Source organism: Rhizobium sp. Leaf341, from assembly GCF_001424325.1.
Taxonomy (GTDB): domain Bacteria; phylum Pseudomonadota; class Alphaproteobacteria; order Rhizobiales; family Rhizobiaceae; genus Ferranicluibacter.
In genome coordinates this window covers 1-19,645 of record NZ_LMPE01000008.1, presented here as the reverse complement: position 1 = coordinate 19,645, position 19,645 = coordinate 1, and the positions used below count along the sequence as shown (strand labels likewise).

Genomic DNA, 19,645 nt, shown 5'->3' with positions numbered 1-19,645 from the left:
TTCGCTATCCGCGAAGGCGGCCGGACCGTCGGCGCCGGCATCGTGGCTTCGATCGTCGAGTAAACTTCAAACGAGCGACGGCATGGCGCATCCGCCATGACGTCGTGACATCCGACGTCTGGAAAGCGCTGCCTTCGGGTGGCGCTTTTGTCGTTTTCGGGGATCAGAAATTCGCACATCGGGGCTGCCGCTTCCGATACGCGCATCTGCGGCAGGTCGGGAACGGAGAGACGCGCTTTCGCAAACCACTTGTCCTTTGCCGCCAATGCGTTAGTTGCGCCTTGGCATTCTGGAGGATTTCACGTGACGAAACGCATTCTGTTCACCGGCGGCGCGGGCAAGGCCGGCCGCCACGTCGTGCCCTATCTGGTGGAGGCGGGCTACGAGGTACACAATCTCGACCTCGTGCCACTGGACCATCCCGGCGTGACCAATCTCATTGTCGACATCACCGACAGCGGCCAGGTGTTCAACGCCTTGTCCATGCATGCCGACATGCCGGATCTCGATCGCGCGCCGATCGGCAAGGGCAGGGGCATGCGCACCTACGATGCCGTCGTGCATTTCGCGGCCATCCCGCGCATCCTGATCAAGCCCGACAACGAGACCTTCCGCATCAACACCATCGGCACCTACAACGTCATCGAGGCCGCTGCCAAATTCGGCGTACGCAAGATCCTCGTCGCATCCAGCGAAACCACCTATGGCATCTGCTTTGCGGAGGGACACCGGGATGTCGTCCACTTCCCGCTGGAAGAGGACGACGATGTGAACCCGATGGACAGCTACGGCTTGTCGAAGGTGCTGAACGAAAAAACGGCGCGGGCGTTCGCAGCGCGGTTCGGCATCGATATCTACGCCATCCGCATCGGTAACGTGATCGAACCGCACGAATATGCGATGTTCCCGACCTGGTTTGCCGATCCGACCATCCGCAAGCGCATCGCCTGGAGCTATATCGATGCGCGCGATCTCGGGCAGATCTGCAAGCTCGCCATCGAGAAGGACGGCCTCGGTTTCCAGGTCTTCAACGCGGCCAACGACACCACGTCCGCGAACACGCCGACGGCTGACCTGCTCCGCGATCACTTTCCCAATGTGCCGGTCTCCCGCGAGCTCGGGACCTATGAAAGCCTGCTGTCGAATCGCAAGATCCGGGACGTGCTCGGCTTTCGCGAGGAGCATGACTGGCGCAAGTACGTGAAGCAATCTGGCTGACGCCACGTTTCTCCTTGACCTGCGGGGCGTTTGATGACGCTCTTCTACGGGCATGGGCCCGGTCACACCTGACCGGGCGGCCCCATCCTCAGAATGACCGACAAGATTTTGGGGTTCCGCCCCTTGGCTGTTCAGCCTATGTACCGCCGATACAAGAAACGCTCATGTCCAGGACCTCCGCTTTGGCGATGGCCGGATGAGCGGTATCGACCTTGCCTGTGCGGTCCGCGTTCCAGGCAATGAATCATGGCAGGGCTCTTGCGTCGATTTTCTCGATTGCGCGCCCGGAACGGTGGAACCCTTCGATGAAGATGATGTCCGGGGCGGCGCTTTCCGTCGCGTGGCTTGCCTTTGCAAGCGTTGCGCACATTCCGGCGGCCTCCGCGGCGGATCGGCTGATCTGGCAACCCACCCGGATGGGGGACAATGGCCTGCATCTGCGGATGGGCGTCAAGCTGCCTGCCATTGGTGAGGCAAGTGCCGGGGCGGACCTGGCGGTCGCCGCCACACGCTCGGGCCGTGTCGAGGATGCGCCTGTCGACGTGTGGGTGCGGGCCGCCTCTCGGAGCGGGGTCCGCACCGCGGTGGTCACCAGCCGGTCCATCGACGGGTCGTTCGATCCGCGCAGCGGAAGCGGGCATGTCGATGTCAGCACGACCCGGACGCGGATTCTCAGTGAAGCCTTCGATCTGGAACGCATCCGCGGCGTCAATCTCTTCTGTTCCGACCATCTGAAGCGCTGCGACGCGGTCACCGTCCATCAGGCTGCGCGCCTGACGTCGCTGGCCACCGGGACAGCCATTGTGGCGGAGGGCCAATATGCGTCTGACACCCGTGGCATCACCCATCTCGTCCGCGTCGAGCAGCAGATCACGCGCAAGATGAACATGACGGCGGTGCTCGCCGCGCCCTTCGAGACGAAGCGGCAGGCCAGCATCGGCCTCTCCTATGCCTTCACCTGGTAGCGGAAATATCGACACCGCCCCGTCGGGTGCCGCGCGAAGGCGAGGGCGAAAAGATCAAAAGAGCCCTTGCCAATCCCGCGCGCGCGTCTTAAAGGAGCGCACGGTCGCCACGACGACGATACGCTCCAAGGAGCTGTTCCGGCGTGACGCGAAGGGGTATAGCTCAGTTGGTAGAGCGGCGGTCTCCAAAACCGCAGGTCGTCGGTTCAAGCCCGGCTGCCCCTGCCATATGTTTTGATGGCGTTTGCCATATAGCGTGATACCCGCCGTGACCTCTGGAAACATGCCCCGCTGACATGCTCCGTGCACGTTCGGCAAAGCCCGGGGCTGATGGCAGAATTCGTTTAAAAGATCGGAAAGTCCTTGTGATTTTCAGAATCGGTCTTTATGTAGGGTCCAACAGACACGCGGCGCGTGGGGCTGAGCGTTCAGCTTTACGGGCCGTCAAGGCGTGAGCATTCAATGGCAGCGAAGACTAATCCCGTAACGTTTCTGAAGCAGGTCCGCTCCGAGACGGCAAAAGTGACATGGCCCTCGCGCCGGGAAACCGTGATTTCCACCTTGATGGTGTTCATCATGGTCATCCTTGCTGCGGCGTTCTTTTTTGCTGCGGATCAATTGATGGGCTGGCTGATCGGCCTCGTCCTCAATGTTGGCATCTAATCGAGTGGGAATGAACATGGCTCCGCGTTGGTATATCGTTCACGCCTATTCGAATTTCGAGAAGAAGGTCGCCGAGTCGATTGAAGAGAAGGCCAAGCAGAAGGGCTTGAGCCATCTGTTCGAAAAGATCCTCGTTCCGACCGAGAAAGTTGTGGAAGTGCGCCGCGGCCGCAAGGTCGATGCCGAGCGCAAGTTTTTCCCGGGTTACGTGCTTGTTCGCGCCAACCTGACGGATGAGGCCTATCACCTCATCAAGAACACGCCGAAGGTCACCGGGTTCCTCGGTTCCGACAATAAGCCTGTTCCGATCCCGGACCATGAAGCCGAGCGCATTCTTGGCCAGGTTCAGGACGGTGTGGACCGCCCCAAGCCGTCGATCTCGTTCGAGGTCGGCGAGCAGGTCCGGGTCTCCGACGGCCCCTTCGCCTCGTTCAACGGCATCGTTCAGGATGTCGACGAGGAGCGGGCTCGTCTCAAGGTCGAGGTGTCGATCTTCGGTCGCGCTACGCCGGTGGATCTCGAATTCGCTCAGGTCGAAAAGGTCTGAGCCGACGTCATGACGGCCTGCTGCAAGGCGGGCTATCAGGCGGCGCTTGCGCCGCCATTCGCGTGGAAGGGGACGGGCTCTTAGCCGGACCCGACAACCGAACCACGCAACCGCAGCCGCCGCATCGCATCGCGATATGGCATCCGTGATCGGGAAACCGGTCAAACGCCCGGTCTGCGGTGCGCCCTTCGGGGCCATCCGGAGCCCGGGACAGAGAAAAGGCAGAGAGTAATGGCTAAGAAAGTTATGGGCCAGCTCAAGCTGCAGGTGAAGGCAGGGTCGGCCAATCCGTCCCCGCCGATCGGTCCTGCACTTGGTCAGCGCGGCATCAACATCATGGAATTCTGCAAGGCGTTCAATGCCGCTACGCAGGAAATGGAAAAGGGCATGCCGATCCCGGTCGTCATCACCTACTTCCAGGACAAGTCCTTTACCTTCGCGATGAAGAAGCCGCCGGTCAGCTACTTCCTTAAGAAGGAAGCGAAGATCACCTCGGGTTCCAAGACCCCGGGCAAGGGCGGCGTTGCCGGCACCCTCACCAAGGCTCAGATCAAGTCGATCGCCGAAGCCAAGATGAAGGACCTCAATGCAGCCGATATCGAAGGCGCAATGACCATGATCGAGGGCTCCGCCCGCGCCATGGGTCTGGAAGTGGTGGCGTAAGATGGCAAAGCTTGCAAAGCGCGTACAGAAGACCCGCGAAGGCGTCGATCCCACGAAGATCTACAGCCTGTCGGACGCCATCGGCATGGTCAAGGAACGGGCGATCGCCAAGTTCGACGAGACCATCGAAGTTGCTATGAACCTCGGCGTTGACCCGCGTCACGCAGACCAGATGGTCCGCGGCGTCGTCAATCTGCCGAACGGCACAGGCCGCGACGTTCGCGTTGCCGTCTTCGCACGTGGCGCAAAGGCTGACGAAGCCCGCGCTGCCGGTGCAGACGTCGTTGGTGCCGAAGATCTCGTCGAGATCGTCCAGGGTGGCAAGATCGATTTCGATCGCTGCATCGCCACGCCGGACATGATGCCGCTCGTCGGCCGTCTCGGTAAGGTTCTCGGCCCGCGCGGCATGATGCCGAACCCGAAGGTCGGCACCGTGACCATGGACGTCACCGGCGCCGTCAAGGCATCCAAGGGCGGTGCTGTCGAGTTCCGCGTCGAAAAGGCGGGGATCATCCATGCCGGTATCGGCAAGGCCTCGTTCGCACCGGGTGCGCTGGAAGAAAACATCCGCGCCTTTGCGGATGCGGTCGTGAAGGCGAAGCCGGCAGGTGCCAAGGGCAACTACGTCAAGCGCATCGCGATTTCCTCGACCATGGGTCCGGGCGTCAAGATCGATCTGTCGACGCTCAGCGTCGCCTGATGTGTCGGCAGGGCGCAAGCCCTGCCGCTTACGAATTCCGGCCCTTCGGGGCCGGATATCCAGGCTTCGGCCTGGAACTCCTGTCCGAGATTGCAGGTGGTTATCCCTTAATCACTGATGCCTGCATGAGACGGGTGAGACCCGAATTTGTCCCGAGGCCACGGCCTGCGGGAAATATCGGTTCGAACCTCGGCTTGCCTTGTGAGCGCCTCTGGCGCTTCGCAGGGGACAGGATCCTCGAGCGTCGCCCGGGATCGTCAAAGATCCCGCGCGGCAAAGGCAAACCCGGCAGGCCTGCAGGATTGCGGTCTGCCAACTGGAGATAGGCAGTGGAAAGAGCGGAAAAACGCGAATTCGTCACGGAGCTGAACGAAGTCTTCAAGGCTTCCGGTTCGGTTGTCGTGGCCCACTATGCCGGCGTCACCGTTGCGCAAATGAACGATTTTCGTTCGAAGATGCGCGCAGCTGGCGGCACCGTCAAAGTCGCGAAGAACCGCCTGGCCAAGATTGCCCTTCAGGGTACGGAGTCCGAAGGGATCGTCGATCTCTTCAAGGGTCAGACGCTCATTGCATACAGCAATGACCCGATCGTGGCTCCCAAGGTCGTCGTGGATTTCGCCAAGACCAACGACAAGGTCGTTGTTCTCGGTGGTTCCATGGGCACCACAACGCTGAATGCGGAAGGCGTCAAGTCGCTTGCGACCCTGCCTTCGCTGGATGAACTGCGTGGAAAGCTGCTGGGCATGATCCAGACCCCGGCTACCCGTATCGCAGGCGTTGTTGCAGCACCGGCAAGCCAGCTTGCCCGCGTGTTCGCGGCCTATGCCAAGAAGGACGAAGAAGCCGCGTAAGGCGGTTTTTCGCTGTTTATATCAACATCGGTTCGAATTGAACAAAAGGAACTATGACAATGGCTGATCTCTCTAAGATCGTTGAAGACCTCTCCTCGCTGACCGTTCTGGAAGCTGCAGAACTGTCGAAGCTTCTCGAAGAAAAGTGGGGCGTTTCCGCTGCTGCACCGGTAGCCGTTGCTGCTGCCGGCGGCGCTGGCGCTGCTGCTCCCGTCGAAGAAGAAAAGACTGAGTTCGACGTTATCCTGGCTGAAGCCGGCGCTAACAAGATCAACGTCATCAAGGAAGTCCGCGCGATCACCGGCCTCGGCCTCAAGGAAGCCAAGGACCTGGTCGAAGCTGCTCCGAAGGCCGTCAAGGAAGGCGTTTCCAAGGCTGAAGCTGCCGACCTCAAGAAGAAGCTCGAAGATGCTGGCGCCAAGGTTGACGTCAAGTAATCTGGCTTTATGACGGAGAGAGGCGGCCCGAAAGGGCTGCCTCTCTTTGACCGTTTTTCGAACGTATTACCCAAAAGCCCCCAAAAATTCGGCTTTTCGGTAATGGGTTCTTCAAGAGGATGGTCCCGGTACCTGGACGACACGGCATTCCGCGCTTTGTGTCCCGGACCGCGAGACGAGATTGAACAATCCATCTTAGACGGGGTCGACTGGCCATCGATCCCCGTCCGTTGCAGGCCCGGATGCACATATTGAAGGAGCGACGATGGCTCAGACCCTTACGTTTAACGGTCGCAGGCGCGTACGCAAGTTTTTCGGCAAAATCCCCGAAGTCGCAGAGATGCCGAACCTCATCGAGGTTCAGAAGGCGTCCTATGATCAGTTCCTGATGGTCAAGGAGCCGGCTGGCGGCCGTCCTGACGAAGGGCTGCAGTCGGTTTTCAAGTCCGTCTTCCCCATCAGCGACTTTTCCGGCGCGTCCATGCTGGAATTCGTTTCCTATGAATTCGAGCCGCCGAAGTTCGACGTCGATGAATGCCGTCAGCGCGATCTGACCTATGCGGCGCCGCTCAAGGTGACGCTGCGCCTCATCGTGTTCGATATCGACGAGGATACGGGTGCGAAGTCCATCAAGGACATCAAGGAACAGAACGTCTACATGGGCGACATGCCGCTCATGACGAACAACGGCACGTTCATCGTCAACGGCACCGAGCGCGTCATCGTCTCGCAGATGCACCGTTCGCCGGGCGTGTTCTTCGACCACGACAAGGGCAAGAGCCACTCGTCGGGCAAGCTTCTGTTTGCTGCGCGCGTCATCCCCTATCGCGGTTCCTGGCTCGACATCGAGTTCGACGCCAAGGACATCGTTCATGCGCGTATCGACCGTCGCCGCAAGATCCCCGTCTCGTCCCTGCTGATGGCACTCGGCATGGACGGCGAGGAGATCCTCGAGACGTTCTACACCAAGTCCTTCTACAAGCGTGATGGCAAGGGATGGCGGATTCCGTTCCAGCCCGAGGTCCTGAAGGGCCAGAAGGCCATCACCGAGATGATCGACGCCGATACCGGCGAAGTCGTCGTGGAAAGCGGCAAGAAGCTGACGCCGCGCCTGCTCCGGTCCCTGACCGAGAAGGGCCTGAAGGCGATCAAGGCGTCCGACGACGATCTCTATGGCAACTACCTTGCCGAAGACCTCGTCAACATGGAAACCGGCGAAATCTTCCTGGAAGCCGGCGACGAGATCGACGAGAAGACGCTGGGCGTCATCCTCGGCGCGGGCTTCGAAGAGATCCCGGTTCTCGACATCGACCATATCAATGTCGGCGCCTACATCCGCAACACGATCGCCGTCGACAAGAACGAGAACCGTCAGGACGCGCTGTTTGACATCTACCGTGTCATGCGCCCGGGCGAGCCGCCGACCATGGATTCGGCCGAAGCCATGTTCAACACGCTGTTCTTCGATGCGGAGCGCTACGACCTTTCGGCCGTCGGTCGCGTCAAGATGAACATGCGTCTCGATCTCGATTGCCCGGACACGGTTCGTGTTCTGCGCAAGGAAGACATCCTGGCGGTCGTCAAGATGCTGGTCGAGCTGCGTGACGGCAAGGGCGAAATCGACGACATCGACAACCTCGGCAACCGCCGTGTCCGTTCCGTCGGCGAACTGATGGAAAATCAGTACCGTCTCGGCCTGCTTCGCATGGAGCGTGCCATCAAGGAGCGCATGTCGTCGATCGAGATCGACACCGTGATGCCGCAGGACCTGATCAACGCCAAGCCGGCGGCGGCTGCCGTGCGCGAGTTCTTCGGTTCCTCGCAGCTGTCGCAGTTCATGGACCAGGTGAACCCGCTTTCGGAAATCACGCACAAGCGCCGTCTTTCGGCTCTTGGACCGGGTGGTCTGACCCGCGAGCGTGCAGGCTTCGAAGTCCGCGACGTTCACCCGACCCATTACGGCCGTATCTGCCCGATCGAAACGCCGGAAGGCCCGAACATCGGTCTGATCAACTCTCTGGCCACGTTCGCCCGCGTCAACAAGTACGGCTTCATCGAGAGCCCGTACCGCAAGATCGTCGACGGCAAGGTTACCCGCGAAGTTGTCTACCTCTCCGCGATGGAAGAGGCCAAGTACCACGTCGCCCAGGCGAACTCCGTGCTGAATGCCGACAATGAATTCGAGGAAGAATTCGTCGTCTGCCGTCACTCGGGCGAAGTCATGCTGACGCCGCGCGACCAGATCAACCTGATGGACGTTTCGCCGAAGCAGCTGGTGTCCGTCGCCGCCGCTCTCATCCCGTTCCTCGAGAACGACGATGCGAACCGCGCGCTCATGGGCTCCAACATGCAGCGTCAGGCCGTGCCGCTGCTGCGTGCCGAAGCACCGTTCGTTGGCACCGGCATGGAGCCGGTTGTTGCCCGTGACTCTGGCGCTGCCATCGCGGCACGCCGTGGCGGCGTCGTCGACCAGGTCGACGCGACGCGTATCGTCATCCGGGCGACGGAAGAGCTCGAGGCCGGCAAGTCCGGCGTCGATATCTATCGCCTGCAGAAGTTCCAGCGCTCCAACCAGAACACCTGTGTCAACCAGCGTCCGCTGGTCACCGTCGGTGACATCCTGAACAAGGGCGACATCATTGCGGACGGTCCTTCGACCGACCTCGGCGATCTCGCTCTCGGCCGCAACGCGCTCGTCGCGTTCATGCCGTGGAACGGCTACAACTACGAGGACTCGATCCTTCTGTCCGAGCGCATCGTGCGCGACGACGTGTTCACCTCCATCCACATCGAGGAATTCGAAGTGATGGCGCGCGACACGAAGCTCGGGCCGGAAGAAATCACGCGCGACATCCCGAACGTTTCGGAAGAAGCGCTGAAGAACCTCGATGAAGCCGGTATCGTCTACATAGGTGCGGAAGTGCAGCCGGGCGATATTCTCGTCGGCAAGATCACGCCGAAGGGCGAAAGCCCGATGACGCCGGAAGAAAAGCTTCTGCGTGCCATCTTCGGCGAGAAGGCCTCCGACGTCCGCGATACGTCCATGCGCATGCCGCCCGGCACGTTCGGGACCATCGTTGAAGTTCGCGTTTTCAACCGCCACGGCGTTGAAAAGGACGAGCGTGCGATGGCGATCGAGCGCGAGGAAATCGAACGTCTCGCAAAGGACCGCGACGACGAACAGGCGATCCTCGACCGCAACGTCTATGCCCGCCTGATCGAGATGCTGCGCGGCCATTCCGCTGTGGCAGGTCCGAAGGGCTTCAAGAAGGGCACGGAGCTGACCAACGCGATCGTCTCCGAATATCCCCGCTCGCAGTGGTGGATGTTCGCCGTCGAGGACGAAAAGGCTCAGGGCGAAATCGAAGCTTTGCGGGGCCAGTACGACGAGTCGAAGTCGCTGCTCGAGCATCGCTTCATGGACAAGGTCGAAAAGGTCCAGCGCGGCGACGAAATGCCTCCGGGCGTCATGAAGATGGTGAAGGTCTTTGTTGCTGTGAAGCGCAAGATCCAGCCGGGCGACAAGATGGCCGGCCGTCACGGCAACAAGGGTGTCGTTTCGCGCATCGTTCCGATCGAGGACATGCCGTTCCTCGAAGACGGTACGCATGTGGACGTGGTTCTCAACCCGCTGGGCGTGCCCTCGCGCATGAACGTCGGACAGATCCTTGAAACGCACCTCGGCTGGGCTTGTGCCGGCATGGGTCGCAAGATCGGTGACATGCTCGACGCCTACAAGGCAGGCGCCGACATCAAGCCGCTGCGCGACACCATCGACAGCGTCATCGGATCCGGTCCGAAGGGCGAGCCGATCAAGGACTACGACGACGACAGCATCGTTCGTCTGGCCGAACAGACGCGCCGCGGCGTGTCGATCGCAACGCCGGTCTTCGATGGTGCGGTGGAAGCCGACGTCAACGAGATGCTGGAGCAGGCCGGCCTGAAGATCTCCGGTCAGTCGACGCTCTATGATGGCCGTACGGGTGATCAGTTCGACCGTCAGGTCACGGTGGGCTACATCTACATGCTGAAGCTGAACCACCTCGTGGATGACAAGATCCACGCGCGTTCGATCGGTCCTTACTCGCTGGTCACCCAGCAGCCGCTCGGCGGCAAGGCCCAGTTCGGCGGTCAGCGCTTCGGGGAAATGGAAGTCTGGGCTCTGGAAGCCTACGGCGCCGCCTACACCCTGCAGGAAATGCTGACGGTGAAGTCGGACGACGTGGCCGGACGCACCAAGGTCTACGAGGCGATCGTGCGTGGCGACGACACGTTCGAGGCAGGCATTCCCGAGAGCTTCAACGTTCTCGTCAAGGAAATGCGCTCTCTCGGCCTGTCCGTCGAGCTCGAGAACTCGAAGCTTGAAGACCTCCAGCCGACACAGCTGCCGGACGCCGCTGAATAAAACGCGATTGACGCGCGCGCCTGAACAAGGCGCGCGCAGGTCCCGCCGGTCGTCGTCCTCAGAGGCGATGACGGGGCAGGCCGCTGAGCCGCACCCGATGCGGTTTTATCCGTTTGACGAGCAGAGGGGCCGACGCCCCGGGAAATGTCGGCCATCCTCGCTCAAGATAAGGGGCTATGCCCCAAAGGAGATAGGCATGAACCAAGAGGTCATGAACCTTTTCAATCCGCAGATGCCGGCACAGACGTTCGACTCGATCCGTATCTCGATCGCGTCGCCGGAGAAGATTCTCTCCTGGTCGTTCGGCGAGATCAAAAAGCCGGAAACCATCAACTACCGGACGTTCAAGCCCGAACGTGACGGCCTGTTCTGCGCGCGCATCTTCGGACCCATCAAGGACTACGAATGCCTGTGCGGCAAGTACAAGCGCATGAAGTACAAGGGCATCATCTGCGAAAAGTGCGGCGTTGAAGTCACGCTGTCGCGCGTTCGCCGCGAGCGCATGGGCCACATCGAGCTCGCAGCCCCGGTTGCCCATATCTGGTTCCTGAAGTCCCTGCCGAGCCGCATCGCGACGCTGCTCGACATGACGCTGAAGGATATCGAGCGCGTCCTCTACTTCGAAAACTACATCGTCACCGAGCCGGGTCTGACCTCCCTCAAGGAGAACCAGCTTCTCTCGGAAGAGGAATACATGATCGCCGTCGACGAGTTCGGCGAAGATCAGTTCACGGCGATGATCGGTGCGGAAGCCATCTACGAGATGCTCGCGTCGATGAACCTCGAGAAGATCGCCGGCGATCTGCGCCAGGACATGGCTGACACCACGTCCGAGCTGAAGCAGAAGAAGCTGATGAAGCGTCTGAAGATCGTCGAGAACTTCATGGAGTCGGGCAACCGCCCGGAATGGATGATCATGAAGGTCGTTCCGGTGATCCCGCCGGATCTGCGCCCGCTCGTTCCCCTGGACGGCGGCCGTTTCGCGACGTCCGACCTCAACGACCTCTATCGCCGCGTCATCAATCGTAACAACCGTTTGAAGCGGCTGATCGAACTGCGGGCGCCGGGCATCATCATCCGCAACGAAAAGCGCATGCTGCAGGAATCCGTCGATGCGCTGTTCGACAACGGCCGTCGCGGTCGCGTCATCACGGGTGCCAACAAGCGCCCGCTGAAATCGCTGTCGGACATGCTGAAGGGTAAGCAGGGCCGGTTCCGCCAGAACCTGCTCGGCAAGCGCGTCGACTATTCCGGTCGTTCCGTCATCGTGACGGGTCCGGAACTGAAGCTGCACCAGTGCGGCCTGCCGAAGAAGATGGCGCTCGAGCTCTTCAAGCCCTTCATCTACGCCCGTCTCGACGCCAAGGGCTTCTCGTCCACCGTCAAGCAGGCCAAGAAGCTGGTTGAGAAGGAAAAGCCGGAAGTCTGGGATATCCTCGACGAGGTCATCCGCGAGCATCCGGTTCTCCTGAACCGTGCGCCGACGCTGCACCGCCTCGGCATCCAGGCGTTCGAGCCCACGCTGGTCGAAGGCAAGGCGATCCAGCTGCACCCGCTCGTCTGCACGGCGTTCAACGCCGACTTCGACGGTGACCAGATGGCCGTTCACGTCCCGCTGTCGCTCGAAGCGCAGCTGGAAGCGCGCGTGCTGATGATGTCGACCAACAACATCCTGCACCCGGCCAACGGCGCACCGATCATCGTTCCGTCGCAGGACATGGTTCTCGGGCTCTACTACCTGTCGATCATGAACCAGAACGAGCCGGGCGAAGGCATGGCCTTCTCCGACATCGGGGAACTGCACCATGCGCTCGACAACAAGTCGGTCACGCTGCATGCGAAGATCCGTGGTCGCTTCAAGTCGGTCGACGAGAACGGCAAGCCGGTCTCCAAGATCTTCGAAACGACCCCGGGACGTATGCTCATCGGCGAACTCCTGCCGAAGAACCACAACGTGCCGTTCGACGTCTGCAACCAGGAACTGACCAAGAAGAACATCTCCAAGATGATCGACACGGTCTATCGCCACTGCGGACAGAAGGACACGGTCATCTTCTGCGACCGGATCATGCAGCTCGGCTTTGCCCATGCCTGCCGCGCCGGCATTTCGTTCGGCAAGGACGACATGGTCATTCCGGAAACCAAGGCGAAGATCGTCGGCGACACCGAGTCGCTGGTGAAGGAATACGAACAGCAGTACAATGACGGCCTGATCACCCAGGGCGAAAAGTACAACAAGGTCGTCGACGCCTGGGGCAAGGCCACCGAAAAGGTCGCCGAAGACATGATGGCCCGCATCAAGGCCGTCGAGTTCGATGACAACGGCCGTCAGAAGCCGATGAACGCGATCTACATGATGTCGCACTCCGGCGCCCGTGGTTCTCCGAACCAGATGCGTCAGCTGGGCGGGATGCGTGGTCTGATGGCCAAGCCTTCGGGCGAAATCATCGAGACCCCGATCATCTCGAACTTCAAGGAAGGCCTGACCGTTAACGAGTACTTCAACTCGACGCACGGTGCCCGTAAGGGTCTCGCAGATACCGCCTTGAAGACGGCGAACTCCGGCTATCTGACGCGTCGTCTCGTGGACGTGGCGCAGGATTGCATCGTCAACTCGGTGGATTGCGGCACCGAAAACGGCCTCACCATGACCGCCATCGTCGATGCCGGTCAGGTCGTTGCTTCCATCGGCGCCCGCGTTCTGGGTCGTACGGCTCTCGACAACATCGATCATCCGGTCACGGGTGAGCGCATCGTCGATGCAGGCCGCATGATCCTCGAAGCCGACGTTGTCGAGATCGAGAAGGCCGGCATCCAGTCGATCCGGATCCGCTCGGCCCTGACCTGCGAAATCCAGACCGGCGTCTGCGGCGTCTGCTACGGTCGTGACCTTGCCCGCGGTACCCCTGTCAACATGGGTGAAGCGGTCGGCGTCATCGCGGCCCAGTCGATCGGCGAACCGGGCACGCAGCTCACCATGCGGACGTTCCACCTGGGTGGCACGGCCAACGTGGTCGACCAGTCGTTCCTGGAAGCGTCGTACGAAGGCACGATCCAGATCAAGAACCGCAACATGCTGCGCAACTCCGATGGCATCCTCATTGCCATGGGCCGCAACATGGCGATCCAGATCCTGGACGAGCGCGGCGTGGAACGGTCCTCGCAGCGTGTCGCCTACGGATCGAAGATCTTCGTGGACGACGGCGACAAGGTTCGTCGCGGTCAGCGTTTCGCGGAGTGGGACCCCTACACGCGTCCGATGATGACGGAAGTCGAAGGAACGGTTCACTTCGAAGATATCGTCGACGGTATCTCGGTTCTCGAAGCGACGGACGAAGCGACCGGCATCACCAAGCGTCAGGTTATCGACTGGCGTTCGACGCCGCGCGGTATCGACCTGAAGCCGGCGATCGTCATCAAGGACAAGAACGGCGCCGTTGCCAAGCTGTCGCGTGGCGGCGAGGCCCGGTTCCTGCTCTCGGTCGATGCGATCCTGTCGGTCGAGCCCGGCACGAAGGTGTCCCAGGGTGACGTGCTTGCGCGTTCGCCGCTGGAAAGCGCCAAGACCAAGGACATCACCGGTGGTCTGCCGCGTGTTGCCGAACTCTTCGAAGCGCGTCGTCCGAAGGACCACGCGATCATCGCGGAGATCGATGGCACGATCCGTTTCGGTCGCGACTACAAGAACAAGCGTCGCGTGCTGATCGAGCCGGCGGAAGACGGTGTCGAACCGGTCGAGTACCTGATCCCGAAGGGCAAGCCCTTCCACCTTCAGGACGGCGACTATATCGAAAAGGGTGACTACATCCTCGACGGTAACCCGGCGCCGCACGACATCCTGGCGATCAAGGGCGTGGAAGCTCTGGCGTCCTACCTCGTCAACGAGATCCAGGAAGTCTACCGTCTCCAGGGCGTTGTCATCAACGACAAGCACATCGAGGTGATCGTTCGCCAGATGCTGCAGAAGGTCGAAGTCACCGACGCCGGCGACTCCACCTATATCGTGGGCGACAGCGTGGACCGGATCGAACTGGAAGACGTCAACGACCAGCTGATCGAACAGGGCAAGAAGCCGGCCTATGGCGATCCTGTTCTGCTCGGCATCACCAAGGCGTCCCTGCAGACGCCGTCCTTCATCTCGGCCGCATCCTTCCAGGAAACGACCAAGGTGCTGACGGAAGCTGCGATCGCCGGCAAGACCGACGGTCTCCAGGGCCTCAAGGAAAACGTCATCGTCGGCCGTCTCATTCCGGCCGGTACCGGCGGAACCATGACGCAGATCCGTCGCATCGCCACGGCACGCGACGAGATGATCCTCGAGGAACGCCGCAAGTCGACGGGTGCGGATACCGCGACCCCGATGCTCGCGGACATGGCGTCCGAAAACGCAGCCGCCGAGTAAGCGCAGGCGTTCGAAATATGACAAAGCCGCCCGGAGCGATCCGGGCGGCTTTTGCGTGCGGTCACCGCGGCATCCTTTTCGTTGAATGCTGACCCGAGGGCAGGCGGAGTCATGCATCCGAGATTGCTTATGGAGGCATCTGCTCTATGATCCGCCTCGTCGTGGCAGCCATGTGGCTGCCGGATGACGGTCTAACGGAGGGATGGAGATGAAGACGACAACCGTGGCGATGGCTCTGATGGGCCTGCTGCTTGCAAGTGGGACGGCGGCGGCGAAGAACGACGCGAAGCTGCCCGCGACCGCGACCGCGATGACATCTGAGGAGGTTACGGCTCTTTTCAGCGGCAACACGACCGACTGGAAACCCGCGCGCGCCTTCTGGGCGGCGGATGGAAAGGTCATCGGCCTGTACCCGAAGAAGGGAAGCGAGGCCGTCGGGGAAGGCAAATGGACGGTCACCGGCAACAAGATGTGCTACGAGATCGATTGGCGGACCGCAAAGAAGACGGCTGCGCCTTTCCACGAGAACGCCTGCAACGAGTTCTACAAGGCCGGCAAGAAAATCTGGACCAAGAACGTCGAAAACAGCGACGCCCAATACGAGGGTAATATCTATACCGGCGAAGACAAGAAGCTCATCAAGGGCGACAAGGCCTCGAAGGAGGCGGACGCCGTAAAGGCGAAGTTCGAACAGTAGGGCGAGAAGGAAGAGGGGCACGCAGGAGCGTTTCCCTCTTTCGCTTCATAAGCCAGCAATCTGGCAGAGGAACGCGGGCGAGGCCCGGTATACCTCAGTTGAATCGGATGATCGCAACTTCGCCGTCCAGAGCGCCCTTGTAGGCCGAAGCATGCGGCTCGTCGTCCGGCACGCCTTCCAGCATCCCGATCTGGTCGAGGTCTGCCTCCAGAAAGCCTTCCTCGGCCAAGGCATTCAGGGCCTCGCGCACGGCGGAGTCGTCATCCGCGGCACGCAGCACGACGTGGATGTCGACGCCATCGCCGTCTCCGTCCTGCTCAAAGGCCTTGCCGATGATGATGAACACCATCGGATCGTCGGAATTGTTGTCATTGTCGGGCAGGACCGTCATGGAGACTCCTCTTGTCGGGTCTTTGATAATGCGGCATGGAGCGCCGATCGGGTGATCTATAGCAAAAGCTGCGGCCGCGACAATTCGTTCCCGCTGCTTCTCTTGAGGCATGCGATTCTTTAGATCTTCTGTTGCCGATTCTCCCGATGCCTGTTCCTCGCCACTGGCGCCTGGGGGCGAGCGCCGGCGGAGAGGGTGTCACAAAGCCCGCAAATGCGGGCTTTTGGGCCGCAAGCGCGGGAGAATCTTTGGGATTTGCCCTTGACGGGAGGGGGGTAAAACAGTACACCCCGCCTCATCGGAGCCCATGTGAGGCTGGCTGGTTCGGAACGACACGTTCTGGAGTTCGCCTCAAACAAGGTTCAAACGCACGCTGAAGACCAAGAATGCTGCACGCAAGACGCCCGAAATGGCGTCCTCTGCTTTTCATGGGGCATCTGCTGAAACGCGGATCGGCCCTTGTTCGCGCATTTTCAAGCGTACGCAAAGCCGGAGACGGCATTGATCCGCCCGAGAGGGTAACGAAGATTTTGCAAGGGATGGTTATATGCCTACCGTAAACCAGCTGATCCGCAAGCCGCGTCAGGCACAGGTCAAGCGCAACAAGGTACCGGCGCTTCAGGAAAATCCGCAGAAGCGTGGCGTGTGCACACGCGTCTACACGACGACCCCGAAGAAGCCGAACTCGGCTCTCCGTAAGGTTGCCAAGATCCGCCTGACGAATGGCTTCGAAGTCATCGGCTACATCCCGGGCGAAGGCCACAACCTCCAGGAACACTCCGTCGTGATGATCCGCGGCGGCCGCGTGAAGGACTTGCCGGGCGTTCGCTACCACATCATCCGTGGTGTTCTCGATACCCAGGGTGTCAAGAACCGTAAGCAGCGCCGTTCCAAGTACGGTGCGAAGCGTCCGAAGTAATCGATCACCAGCGCCATTTCGCTGGGTAAACAAAGATAAAGTTGAGAGACGAAACATATGTCCCGTCGCCATAGTGCAGAAAAGCGTGAGATCAACCCGGACCCGAAGTTCGGCGATCTCGTTGTCACCAAGTTCATGAACGCCATCATGCTTCATGGGAAGAAGTCGGTTGCTGAAAACATCGTCTACGGTGCTTTCGACGCCGTCCAGGGCAAGCTGAAGCAGGAGCCGGTCGCCGTGTTCCATTCGGCGCTCGACAACATCGCCCCGCACGTAGAAGTCCGTTCGCGCCGCGTTGGTGGTGCAACGTACCAGGTTCCGGTCGATGTTCGTCCGGAGCGCCGTCAGGCTCTCGCTATCCGCTGGCTCATCGCCGCAGCTCGCAAGCGCAACGAAACCACCATGATCGATCGCCTCTGCGGCGAACTCATGGATGCCGCAAACAACCGCGGCAGCGCAGTGAAGAAGCGCGAAGACACGCACAAGATGGCCGATGCCAACCGCGCTTTCTCGCATTATCGCTGGTAATAGACGAACGTCTCGAAAGGCAGTCCATCATGGCTCGCGAATATAAAATCGAAGATTACCGCAATTTCGGGATCATGGCGCATATCGACGCCGGCAAAACCACGACCACCGAGCGGATTCTTTACTACACCGGCAAGTCGCACAAGATCGGCGAAGTGCACGACGGCGCTGCCACCATGGACTGGATGGAGCAGGAGCAGGAACGCGGCATCACCATCACGTCGGCTGCGACCACGACCTACTGGAAGGGTCGCGACGGCAAGATGCGTCGCTTCAACATCATCGACACCCCCGGCCACGTCGACTTCACGATCGAAGTCGAGCGTTCGCTGCGCGTTCTCGACGGTGCGATCGCTCTGCTCGACGCCAACGCCGGCGTGGAGCCGCAGACGGAAACCGTCTGGCGCCAGGCCGAGAAGTACAACGTTCCGCGGATGATCTTCTGCAACAAGATGGACAAGACCGGCGCTGACTTCTATCGCTCGGTGTCCATGATCAAGTCGCGCCTCGGTGCGATCCCGGTCGTCATGCAGCTCCCGATCGGTGCGGAAACGGAATTCAAGGGCGTCGTCGATCTGATCGAGATGAACGCGCTTGTTTGGCGCGACGAGTCGCTCGGCGCTCAGTGGGACGTCGTCGAAATCCCCGATGACATGAAGGACCAGGCGCAGGAATACCGCGAACTCCTGATCGAGACGGTTGTCGACATCGACGAAGAAGCGATGGAAAACTACCTGAACGGTGTCATGCCCGACAACGATCAGATCCGTGCGCTCGTTCGCCGCGGCACCATCGACGTCAAGTTCCATCCCATGTTCTGCGGCACGGCCTTCAAGAACAAGGGCGTTCAGCCCCTGCTAGACGCCGTCTGCGATTACCTGCCGTCGCCGGCCGACATCCCTGCCATCAAGGGCATCGACGTCAAGACGGAAGGCGAGATCGAGCGTCATGCTTCCGACGACGAGCCGCTGTCCATGCTCGCGTTCAAGATCATGAACGACCCCTTCGTCGGTTCGCTGACCTTCGCCCGCATCTATTCCGGCAAGCTCGAAAAGGGCACGTCGGTCATGAACACGGTCAAGGAAAAGCGCGAGCGCGTCGGGCGTATGTTGCAGATGCACTCCAACTCGCGTGAAGACATCGAAGAAGCGTTTGCAGGCGACATCGTCGCTCTCGCAGGCCTCAAGGAAACCACGACGGGCGACACGCTTTGCGATCCCCTGAAGCAGGTCATCCTCGAGCGGATGGAATTCCCCGAGCCGGTCATCCAGATCGCGATCGAGCCGAAGTCCAAGGGCGACCAGGAAAAGATGGGCCTCGCGCTCAACCGCCTGGCAGCTGAAGATCCGTCGTTCCGCGTCAAGACGGACGAAGAGTCCGGCCAGACGATCATCGCCGGCATGGGCGAACTTCACCTCGACATTCTCGTCGACCGCATGCGTCGCGAGTTCAAGGTCGAAGCCAACGTCGGTGCGCCGCAGGTTGCTTATCGCGAGACGATCACGAAGAAGCACGAGGAAGACTACACGCACAAGAAGCAGTCCGGTGGTACCGGCCAGTTCGCGCGCGTCAAGATCATCTTCGAACCCAATCCGGATGGCGACGACTTCAAGTTCGAGTCCAAGATCGTTGGTGGTTCCATTCCGAAGGAATACATCCCCGGCGTTCAGAAGGGCATCGAGAGCGTTCTCTCGTCCGGCCCGCTGGCTGGCTTCCCGATGCTCGGCGTCAAGGCGACGCTCATCGACGGTGCCTTCCACGACGTCGACTCCTCGGTCCTCGCCTTCGAAATCGCCTCGCGTGCCTGCTTCCGTGAAGCATCGCGCAAGGCCGGCGCTCAGCTGCTGGAGCCGATGATGAAGGTCGAAGTCGTGACGCCGGAAGATTATGTCGGCGACGTCATCGGCGACCTGAACTCCCGTCGCGGGCAGATCCAGGGCCAGGAAAGCCGCGGCATCGCGGTCGTGATCAGCGCGAACGTCCCGCTGGCCAACATGTTCAAGTACGTCGACAACCTGCGCTCCATGAGCCAGGGCCGCGCGCAGTACTCGATGGTCTTCGATCACTACGCACCGGTTCCGTCGAACGTCGCAACCGAAATCCAGGCGAAGTACTCCGGTCAGAAGTGACCGGAGCCAACTGACGCCCGTTAAACAGAATTGAACCCCGCAAGGGGCCACAGATGGAGAGCCGAAAATGGCAAAGAGCAAGTTTGAACGCAACAAGCCGCACGTGAACATCGGAACGATCGGTCACGTC

Annotated in this window: 15 protein-coding genes, 1 tRNA gene and 2 pseudogenes; 17 read left to right on the top strand and 1 reads right to left on the bottom strand. The window is 60.6% G+C overall.

Going from position 1 to position 19,645, the window contains the following annotated elements; all coding sequences use genetic code 11:
• The 13 genes and pseudogenes from ASG03_RS21790 to ASG03_RS09750 all read left to right on the top strand — a co-directional run.
• Window positions 1–63: pseudogene (locus tag ASG03_RS21790) on the top strand (elongation factor Tu); the annotation flags it as partial.
• A gap of 240 nt (window positions 64–303) precedes the next feature.
• Window positions 304–1,218, top strand: coding sequence for an NAD-dependent epimerase/dehydratase family protein (locus tag ASG03_RS09805; RefSeq protein WP_062693457.1), 915 nt, complete (start codon window positions 304–306; stop codon window positions 1,216–1,218).
• Window positions 1,219–1,523: 305 nt separating this feature from the next.
• Entirely contained in the window at window positions 1,524–2,183 is a 660-nt protein-coding gene (locus ASG03_RS09800; protein ID WP_062693456.1) for a hypothetical protein, read from the top strand.
• A 152-nt stretch (window positions 2,184–2,335) separates the two neighbouring features.
• Window positions 2,336–2,411, top strand: a tRNA-Trp gene (locus tag ASG03_RS09795).
• Window positions 2,412–2,645: 234 nt separating this feature from the next.
• Window positions 2,646–2,846, top strand: a complete 201-nt coding sequence (gene secE / locus ASG03_RS09790) for a preprotein translocase subunit SecE (protein ID WP_062472472.1) — start codon at window positions 2,646–2,648, stop codon at window positions 2,844–2,846.
• A gap of 16 nt (window positions 2,847–2,862) precedes the next feature.
• The gene (gene nusG, locus ASG03_RS09785; RefSeq protein ID WP_062472494.1) at window positions 2,863–3,393 is read left to right on the top strand and encodes a transcription termination/antitermination protein NusG; all 531 of its coding nucleotides are present in this window, start codon (window positions 2,863–2,865) and stop codon (window positions 3,391–3,393) included.
• Window positions 3,394–3,624: 231 nt separating this feature from the next.
• Entirely contained in the window at window positions 3,625–4,056 is a 432-nt protein-coding gene (gene rplK, locus ASG03_RS09780) for a 50S ribosomal protein L11 (protein WP_062472474.1), read from the top strand.
• A 1-nt stretch (window position 4,057) separates the two neighbouring features.
• Complete coding sequence (gene rplA, locus ASG03_RS09775) at window positions 4,058–4,756, top strand: 50S ribosomal protein L1 (protein ID WP_062693455.1); 699 nt, start codon at window positions 4,058–4,060, stop codon at window positions 4,754–4,756.
• A gap of 329 nt (window positions 4,757–5,085) precedes the next feature.
• Window positions 5,086–5,607, top strand: a complete 522-nt coding sequence (gene rplJ, locus ASG03_RS09770; protein ID WP_062472478.1) for a 50S ribosomal protein L10 — start codon at window positions 5,086–5,088, stop codon at window positions 5,605–5,607.
• A 59-nt stretch (window positions 5,608–5,666) separates the two neighbouring features.
• Window positions 5,667–6,044 (top strand): 50S ribosomal protein L7/L12, encoded by a 378-nt coding sequence (rplL, locus tag ASG03_RS09765; protein WP_062472481.1) that lies wholly within the window; start codon window positions 5,667–5,669, stop codon window positions 6,042–6,044.
• A gap of 265 nt (window positions 6,045–6,309) precedes the next feature.
• A complete protein-coding gene (rpoB, locus tag ASG03_RS09760) occupies window positions 6,310–10,449 on the top strand; it encodes a DNA-directed RNA polymerase subunit beta (RefSeq protein WP_062472483.1) in 4,140 nt (1,379 codons plus the stop codon).
• A gap of 196 nt (window positions 10,450–10,645) precedes the next feature.
• Window positions 10,646–14,851 carry a DNA-directed RNA polymerase subunit beta' gene (rpoC, locus tag ASG03_RS09755; RefSeq protein WP_062472486.1) on the top strand — a complete coding sequence of 1,402 codons (4,206 nt, stop codon included), beginning with the start codon at window positions 10,646–10,648 and terminating at the stop codon, window positions 14,849–14,851.
• Between the two features lie 208 nt (window positions 14,852–15,059).
• Window positions 15,060–15,548, top strand: a complete 489-nt coding sequence (locus ASG03_RS09750) for a DUF995 domain-containing protein (protein WP_162241373.1) — start codon at window positions 15,060–15,062, stop codon at window positions 15,546–15,548.
• 94 nt (window positions 15,549–15,642) lie between these two features.
• Here ASG03_RS09750 and ASG03_RS09745 read toward each other — a convergent pair whose 3' ends face one another.
• On the bottom strand, window positions 15,643–15,939 hold the full coding sequence (locus ASG03_RS09745) for a hypothetical protein (protein WP_062472490.1): 297 nt from the start codon (window positions 15,937–15,939) through the stop codon (window positions 15,643–15,645).
• Between the two features lie 547 nt (window positions 15,940–16,486).
• Between ASG03_RS09745 and rpsL the strand changes: the two genes are divergently transcribed.
• The 4 genes and pseudogenes from rpsL to ASG03_RS21785 form a co-directional block, all read left to right on the top strand.
• Window positions 16,487–16,858: a 30S ribosomal protein S12 gene (rpsL, locus tag ASG03_RS09740; protein WP_003507760.1), complete on the top strand. Its 372-nt coding sequence runs from the start codon at window positions 16,487–16,489 to the stop codon at window positions 16,856–16,858.
• A 57-nt stretch (window positions 16,859–16,915) separates the two neighbouring features.
• On the top strand, window positions 16,916–17,386 hold the full coding sequence (gene rpsG, locus ASG03_RS09735) for a 30S ribosomal protein S7 (protein WP_018325882.1): 471 nt from the start codon (window positions 16,916–16,918) through the stop codon (window positions 17,384–17,386).
• Between the two features lie 29 nt (window positions 17,387–17,415).
• Window positions 17,416–19,515 (top strand): elongation factor G, encoded by a 2,100-nt coding sequence (fusA, locus tag ASG03_RS09730; RefSeq protein WP_062693453.1) that lies wholly within the window; start codon window positions 17,416–17,418, stop codon window positions 19,513–19,515.
• Window positions 19,516–19,582: 67 nt separating this feature from the next.
• A pseudogene (locus tag ASG03_RS21785) lies at window positions 19,583–19,645 on the top strand (GTP-binding protein); the annotation flags it as partial.